The sequence below is a fragment of the Candidatus Hydrogenedentota bacterium genome, assembly GCA_019695095.1.
GTDB lineage: Bacteria > Hydrogenedentota > Hydrogenedentia > Hydrogenedentales > SLHB01 > JAIBAQ01.
This window is the reverse complement of record JAIBAQ010000228.1, coordinates 1-8204: the sequence shown is the minus strand read 5'-3', so window position 1 is coordinate 8204 and position 8204 is coordinate 1. Positions and strand designations below refer to the sequence as shown.

5 protein-coding genes are annotated in these 8204 nt (G+C 54.7%); 4 read left to right on the top strand and 1 reads right to left on the bottom strand.

The genetic code is table 11. The features are described from left to right. The coding region (locus K1Y02_23325; GenBank protein MBX7259313.1) for a hypothetical protein at window positions 1–1122 on the top strand (1122 nt) is incomplete at its 5' end. A 19-nt stretch (window positions 1123–1141) separates the two neighbouring features. Here K1Y02_23325 and K1Y02_23320 read toward each other — a convergent pair. Continuing rightward, a complete protein-coding gene (locus K1Y02_23320; protein MBX7259312.1) occupies window positions 1142–2854 on the bottom strand; it encodes a hypothetical protein in 1713 nt (570 codons plus the stop codon). Between the two features lie 166 nt (window positions 2855–3020). On the opposite strand from K1Y02_23320, the gene K1Y02_23315 reads away from it, so the two are divergent. The 3 genes from K1Y02_23315 to asnB form a co-directional block, all read left to right on the top strand. Further along, window positions 3021–5189 (top strand): bi-domain-containing oxidoreductase, encoded by a 2169-nt coding sequence (locus K1Y02_23315; protein MBX7259311.1) that lies wholly within the window; start codon window positions 3021–3023, stop codon window positions 5187–5189. Continuing rightward, window positions 5186–6328, top strand: coding sequence for a glycosyltransferase (locus tag K1Y02_23310; protein ID MBX7259310.1), 1143 nt, complete (start codon window positions 5186–5188; stop codon window positions 6326–6328). The genes K1Y02_23315 and K1Y02_23310 overlap by 4 nt, the downstream gene beginning before the upstream one ends. Further along, the coding region (gene asnB / locus K1Y02_23305) for an asparagine synthase (glutamine-hydrolyzing) (protein MBX7259309.1) at window positions 6329–8204 on the top strand (1876 nt) is incomplete at its 3' end. It lies immediately after the preceding gene.

Sequence of the window (8204 nt, the reverse complement as noted above, 5' to 3'; positions counted from 1 at the left end):
AAGCAACACGCACTTATTCGTGCAACCCAGCCCTACAAGTGGCCTCGGAGGGCGACCACCCTGTTGTGCGACGTGTTTCCGCTCGCAACACGTCGAATTCTCCGAGTTGCGACTACGGAAAATCCAAAAGCGTTCGCGCTCGTGGCTCTTGGAAGCTTGGTCTCCTATGATCGGTCGCATCAGCAAGCCGACGCTGACCGTGCAGTCTTCCATCTGCGATGGCTGCTTGAGCATGCGGAGCAGGGACATGCGGGGCTTTGCTGGGGATATCCCTTCAATGTCTTCGGCAAAGGACTTGATACTCCGGCAGGGACTCCGATTGGAGTCGTCTGTTCGATTGCCGGCGACGCTTTTGCGCGCGCCTACGCCGTAACAAAAAGTCAGGAGTATCTTGACGCAGTCATGCGAATTGCCGAGTTCTTTCTCAAGGAAATTCCTCGCCTGGATTGCGGCGGCGACTTGTATTGCTTCGGCTACACACCACACGACAAACGACGTGTCCACAACGCGAATCTCCATGTTGTTGAACACCTTTACCGCACCTATAGCCTGACGGGCGACACGCGCTATGTAAATGCTGCGGAGCCCGCTCTTGAGTTCACCGTACGTTCGCAGCGAAACGACGGTGCGTGGACTTACGGTGACTGGAATCAAGAAGAACCCTACGAGAAGGCCCTGATGGATGTCATCGATCATCATCATACGGGATTCGTTTTGCGCTCCCTCCATGAGATACACGGCGTGACTCATAGTGAGCACCTAGAATCTGCCGTTCGGCTAGGATATGCATTCTACAGGGACAGGCTCTTCAACACCGATGGAATGCCTGTCACAGCCAGTGGTACTTATCCGGTCGATATTCACGCATGTGCGGAAGGAATATTATGTCCCAGCGCCCTCTCGACTTGGTTCGATGACGGACTCCAGACGGCCTCGCGTTGTTTGATGTGGTCGGCCGCGCATATGCGAAACCCGAACACGGGCCTCCCCTACTATCGATTATACCCGTGGTTCGCCTCGAAGCTTCTATGCACTCGATGGGGACTCGCATGGATGTACGCGGCATTGTCTGTCTATACCGCGGCCGCCACACGGACTCCCGTACATCACAAAAAGCGCTGATGCACTCCCATGCCGCTCTCTACCTCTGGTATACAGGTTCCGTCAGAATTCTGTCTGCCAGCTTCGCTGCGACCACAGCACACCCCTTCGCGGTCAAGTGCTTATTGAATCGGAAGTAGATGGTTAGGGGATCGGGCTCCGCGCGCAATGCAGGCGCGATACGTACCAACGGAAGCCCTTCGTCCGTCAGTGCCTGTTCCATAAGCCTGAGAGTCTTGCCGCGTTCATAGATAGATTGTGTGCCCGCAGGTTCGCAAAAGAGCTCCCAATAGGGATCGTAGAACATGTGCATGCCAGGGATGCAATAAGCAAGAAGCGGGATATTATGTGCGTCGCACGTGTCTCGCAAGGAAGCGATATCTTCACGAAAAAGCGTCCACCCCTCCTCAACCTCCGGATAATAATCAACCAGCTCGGTCTCTATTTCTGAATTGCGCCCCTCGGGGGGAGGCAGACTAAGCTTGGGCAATTCGGGAACAAACCTAATTGACTCCAAAACCCCCGCTAGCAGGTTTTCTCGTCCGGTCGCCGTTACAAGCAATTGATAGACTCTGCTGTGCATTCTCAGCCAGCGCTGAACACGAATGTGAAAATACATCTGGTACTGAAAGGCAAGCTGGCGCTCAACGATCGATTTGTAATACGAACGCAAGTATTTTCCTTTTCGCGTCAATGAGTCGCTGATGTCGTTATTGGTGAACGTCTGGAGGATCACCAAATCAGGCTCAAGGCTTATCCCTTTCCTCTTGAGGAGCAAATGCTCTTGCCAAGGCGCGTACCCCTCAACTCCAGCATTGATTACCGTCACCTTCCGGTCTGGCATTCGCGACTGAAGTATCTTCTCAAGTACTTTAGGAATCGTCTGCGCAGACTCGACGCCGTAACCGAATGTAAACGAGTCGCCGAGCATAAGAATGCGAAATTCACCGGGCAACTTGGCCGCCACAAAATTGTCCCGGAATCCTTGTTCGGAAATCGCTATTTCGAAAGACTCCCGTCTATCGGGATCATCGTAGTACTCGCCGTAATGCTCCAGTGGCACTGTTATCCGCGCACCGGGATTATTGATGAACAGCAACTCTGGATCGCCAATGCGGTAGTTGGAGTGCACCGGCAGCGCTGGCTCCAAAAGAAGTCTTAAGCCAATCTCGCAGAGGCCAAGCCCGATAAATGTTGCACACAGCATCAGCGCGCCGTTAAGTAAAACTTCTTTCATCCTGCTGGCAGTGGGGAATCGCACACGTCCTTCCGCAAGTAACAGACAGATGAAAGCCCATGCGATTGACGTCGGCAGATGTGCGCCTCTTATAAGCAGACCATATACAAGAAGGAGTAGTGCCCCCAAGTTCAGGATAGCGGCCCTGCTTTCTCGTTTTAGCCATCTGGAATCGTCGGGTGCCACTCCACGCCATGTTCGAACAAAGCTGAACAATGATACTGTAGCCACAGAAAATGCGTAGAAAGCCCCGTCGGGAAAAGATGGAATCAACCGGTCCACGATGGCACTCACGGCGGCCAGGAAGGACATTGCAGGAAGACAACCCCTTGGAGCTAGCCCAGCAATCGTCAAATTGAGTACGACAAAGCCTGCCCCGTGACCGGTGCCACGAAGCGCTACGGCAAGAATCACAAGCTGGATTAACCTCGATAACGGAGAAAAAAGCATAAGTACATTCCCCTGAGTCCACCAAATCAGCAAAGAGCCTAGCACCGACACCAAGGCATAGATCAAGGAGAAAAGTCCGCTACGATTAACAACTCACTGACTCGGTATAGAAAGACCGCTTGTGAGAGCACCAAGAGTGAATTGCAGCCGTCAACCGCCATTTGTTACCCTCCTGTATCATCGAGCTGAACAGTCACACGTGTTTCGAAACCGCTGGGAATTCGGGTCCTCAATGAAGCAGGTTCTCGTAAAAGGGGGAAAAGTCCACGTCGAAGAGGTTCCCCCGCCGTGCCTTGTCGAAAATGGCGCGCTAGTCCAGATTCACTATTCACTAATCAGCTCCGGTACCGAATCGGGATTTGTCTCCAGCGGCGGCACTGCGTCGTTTGTGGCCAAGAAGGCGCGCGATCCGCTCAACGTCGAAAAACTGAAGCGAAAGATCGCGAGCGTTGGCATTCGGCAGACTATCGACCTCGTTAAGAGCAAGCTGTTCGAGTTTCAAGCTCCGGGTTACAGTGCCGCCGGGGTGATTGTTGAGTGCGGGCCGAAGCTCCATGGATACCGCGTCGGCGACCGTGTCGCGTGCGCTGGTGTTGGCTATGCAAGTCACGCCGAGTATGACGTCGTCCCTCAAAACCTTCTCACCCCCATCCCCGATGGAGTAGAACTCGATGAAGCGGCCTTTGTGACTCTGGGCGCTATTGGGATGCAGGGCGTCAGGCAGTTGTTTCCCACCTTCGGCGAAACCTTCATTGTTATGGGACTCGGACTTCTCGGGCAATTGACTCTTCAGATTCTGCGAGCAGCTGGCTGCCGCGTTATTTGCTCCGACCCTATCCAGGCGAAGAGGGACTTGGCCGCCTCATTGGGCGCCGAGGCCGTCTGCGCCCCCGGTGAACTCTCTAGTATTACCGACGAGTTCACGGGCGGATATGGCGCGGATGGCGTGCTAATCTGCGCCGCATCCAAAGGCAGCGAAGTAACGAATTCGGCGCTGGATTTGTGCCGCCAAAAAGGACGTGTGTCTGTGGTCGGCGCAGTTGGTATGCAATTGGCCCGCGAATCCATGTATATGAAGGAGCTCGATTTTCGCCTTTCGTGCTCCTATGGCCCCGGCCGGTATAACCCTGAGTATGAGGAGAAAGGCCTCGACTATCCCATCGGCTATGTCCGGTGGACCGAGGGTCGCAATATGGCGGAGTTCCTTCGCATGATTGCGGAAGGAAAGGTCAAGGTACGCCCGCTGGTATCCGTCACCAAAGATGTCGGAGATGCCGACGATGCGTACAAGACTATACTGGATCCCGAATCCGGCGCCGTTTCCGCGCTGCTCAAGTATCCGACACCTCAAGCTGAATCGCCTGCAGTCACGCGCAAATTCACGCTGAAGACAGCCTCATCGAAGCAAAGCGACTTGCGAATCGCAGTAATCGGGGCGGGAGGATTCGCCAACGCCTTCCACTTGCCGAACCTGCAGCGCATGTCCGGAGTGCGAGTTGCCGCAGTCTGCAGCGCAACCGGCGCGAAAGCCAAGCAAGCCGGCGAAAAGGTCGGGGCGGACTATTGCACAACCGACTATCGAGAGATACTCGCGGACTCTTCGATAGACGGTGTTGTGATTGCAACGCGCCATAATCTGCACAAGTCCATGGCCCTTGATGCCATTGACGCAGGAAAGCACGTGTTTGTAGAGAAGCCATTGGCTCTCACGGTTGATGACGCAAAAGAAGTGTGTGCTGCCGTCGAACGAACAGGTCTCTTGCTTTCCGTGGGCTTCAATCGACGCTTCTCCAAATTTTCGTTGCTTGCGAAAAAAGCCATGGGACAAATGCATGGACCGAAGATGTTGCTCTATCGGTGCAATGCGGGCCAGCTTCCTCCGGGGCATTGGACAATGGACCCGGAAGTGGGAGGCGGCAGAATCCTCGGCGAATGCGTCCACTTCTTTGATTTGTGCTGTTGGTTTGCTGAACAGGACCCCGTGGATATCCGTGCGGATCGCATCGATGCCGACTCCCGCTCGGTCAACGCCCCTGACAATGTTACCGCGCTTCTCCGTTTCGGTGATGGCTCGCTCGCAACTATCGTGTACTGCGCTCTGGGACACCCGGCAATCCCAAAGGAACACATCGAGATCTTCGGCAGTGGCAAGGGCATCGTCATCGAAGACTTCCGCAGCGTGAGATTTGCCGGTTTCTCGCAAAAAGATATCAAGCAGAGCGGAGAACACAAAGGACAGTTTGAATTGCTTGAGAACTGGGTGCAGGCAATACAAGGCAAAGCGCAATTGGAAGTCACTGCCGCGCACGGCCTGCGAGCTACCGAAATCGCGTGTGCCGTCTCAAGGCAGTGCATCCAGCCGAATGCGATTCCTGACGGGCCCAGCGACAGCCCGGTATGAAGATTTGCATCCTTAATGTACTCCACCCGCCATTCGACAAGCGCGTTTTCCATAAGGTGGCAACTAGCCTTGTCCGCGCCGGTCACACGGTGGTATCCATTGTCCCCTCCACCGAGCCAGTTCCCGAGACACAGGGAATCACGTTTCACGTAATCCCCCCGGCGGCAAGTATCCGAGGGCGTCTCATCTCTGTTGTTCGCTTGATCCGACACGGCTTGCGCGAGAGAGCCGATGTCTACCTCGGAGTTGAGCCCGAATCTTGGTTTGCCGGATTGGTCGTCAAGTGCTTGTTGGGTTGCAAAGTTGTGCTGGATCTGCACGAGTACGTGCCTACCGAATTCGCAAAGTTCTTCCCGAAATCGCTTCACGCGGCCGTCGCATGGATAACGCTCGCGGCGATGCGCATTTTCGCCCGTTTCACAGACCACATCATCCTCACGCGGAATTCCTTCGATGGACAATTTGCGGGGCTGTCAACACCGCGCACAGTTGTGATCAACACAAATCACGTACAACCCGCATGCGGTGAAATCCCCGAAGAACTGTCCCAGCGATACGGGGCGCGTCCCACGCTCATTCACCAGGGGCTATTTGGAGACGTGCGCGGATCGTGGAAACTACTGGAAGCAGTCCGCATCGTCGTGAGGCAGAAACCGGATCTGAAGGTCATCATTCTTGGCGAGTACTCCTATGGCAGCCTGGATGAGTACCACTTGGCAATCAAGAACGCCGGCTTGGACGCAGTTTTCGATTTCGAGTCGTGGGTCGCTTACGAGAAGGTTCCAGCCTACATCGCAGTCTCCGACATCGGCCTTATCTTGTTTCAACCCGGCCCCATCAATCACACTCTTGCCATGCCACACAAGCTCTTCGACTACATGCGCGAAGCCAAACCAACCATCGCTCCCGAATTCGCTTTGGAAGTCCGGGCAATCATGGCAGAAGCGGACTGCGGAATCCTGGTCAATGTGACAGACCCTCAGTCTATTGCTGACGCCATTCTTCGACTGCTGGACGATCCCGCTGAAGCGCGGCGTCTGGGCGAAAACGGAAGACGTGCAGTCGAAACAAAATTCAATTGGCAAAACGACGAAAGAAACCTGATTGCGGCATTCGCAAGCTTGGAGAAGAAAAAGTAGATGTGCGGCATCGCGGGTCAGGCAGGAGCGGGCGATATCAGAGTGGTGCAGGCTATGTGCAATCGCTTGGCCCACAGGGGACCCGACGATGAAGGATTCTATCAATCCGAAGGTGTCTGCCTGGGCCATCGCAGACTCAGCATCATCGACCTATCCGGTGGTCATCAGCCTATTGCCAACGAAGATGAGACTGTCTGGATAGTCTTCAATGGCGAAATCTACAACTTCCAGGAATTGCGGGCCGACCTGGAAGCTCACGGACATGTTTTCCGCACGAACAGTGATACCGAGGCGATCATTCACGCCTATGAAGAATATGGCGAGCAGTGCCCCGCCCGATTGTTTGGAATGTTCGCCTTTGCTATCTGGGACTCCAATCAACAAAAACTCTTTGCAGCCCGCGATCATGCAGGCGTGAAGCCCCTGTATTACGCGGAGCATGAGGGCAGTCTTCTTTTTGCTTCCGAGATTAAGGCCCTTCTCGCGGCGGGTGTCTCCAGACAAATCGACTATTGTTCACTCGACGACTACCTGACCTATCTCTACACCGTGCCTCCTCGAACCTTGTTTCGAGACGTGAAGCAACTCCCTCCGGCCCACAGCCTGACATGGCAGGACAACCGCCTCACTGTTCGCAGATACTGGAAACTTGAACACCATATAGAAGAGCGATCTGAAGACGGCTGGGTGGAAGAAATCCGGTCATGCCTGCAATCCGTCATCGAGGGGAACATGATCGCTGATGTTCCGTTAGGGTCATTCCTGAGCGGAGGACTGGACTCAAGCACGATTGTCGCGATGATGAGCCGTGTGAGACAGGATCCTGTGCGGACATTCACGATTGGATTCGGGGGCGACGGTAACCTCTACGATGAGGTCGAAGAAGCAAGGGCCATAGCGCGCCATTTTCATACGGACCACCAAGAACTACAGGCCCAAAGCGGGATTGTCGAATTGCTCCCGACCGTGATCCGCCATTTCGACGAGCCTTTCGGAAATCCGACGGCACTCTTGGCGTACATCTTATCCGGCGAAATTCGAAAGCATGTGACCGTCGCATTGGCGGGAGACGGCGGCGACGAGCTTTTCGGAGGCTACGCCCGCTACGTGGGCGCAGCGTGGGCCGAGCGATACCGGTTGGTACCGGATCCGATTCGGCGCTGGGTCATAAACCCTCTTGTGCAAATGCTGCCCGAGAGCACTCGCGGCAGACACGCACTGCGGCGCTTACGCGAATTCTCCTCCGGCGCATTGTTGAGCCCGGAGGCCATGTATACTTCGTGGGTCACCTACTTCGGCGAAGAAGAACGCGAAGCGCTTTACACAGGCGATTTCAGAGCCAAGGTGAAAGACCACGATTCCCTCGCTTACATCCGCCGCTTGTTCGGCGAATGCACGGCCACCGACATCGTGTCGCGAGCAATGTATGTGGACGCCAATTCCTTCATGCCGAACAATGTCCTTCAATACAGCGACAGAATGAGTATGGCGCATGCGCTTGAGATTCGTGTTCCGTTCACCGATCCACGGTTAATGGAACTGATGGCACGAGTCCCAAGTAGTCTCAAGATTCGCGGCGGCGAAACAAAATACCTCATGCGGCGTGTGATGCGGCCCGACTTACCATCCGAGGTGCTGTCACGAAAGAAGATTGGTTTCAATCCGCCGATGGGGGTTTGGCTCAAGACCAGTCTGACAGCCCAAATTGAGGACTTATTGTCCAAGCAGGCCATTGAAGCCAGAGGCTACTTCAGGCCCGAATCCATTCAAGCCATGCTCTCGGCCCATAGAAACAGCCAGCGTGACTTCACATGGCACATTTGGTCACTACTCTTCCTGGAACTCTGGCACAGGATGTATATTGATTCCCCTCCCA

Coding starts and splice junctions, on each gene's coding strand:
- K1Y02_23315 (MBX7259311.1), top strand. CDS start 3,021: ATGAAGCAGGTTCTCGTAAAAGGGGGAAAAGTCCACGTCGAAGAGGTT.
- K1Y02_23310 (MBX7259310.1), top strand. CDS start 5,186: ATGAAGATTTGCATCCTTAATGTACTCCACCCGCCATTCGACAAGCGC.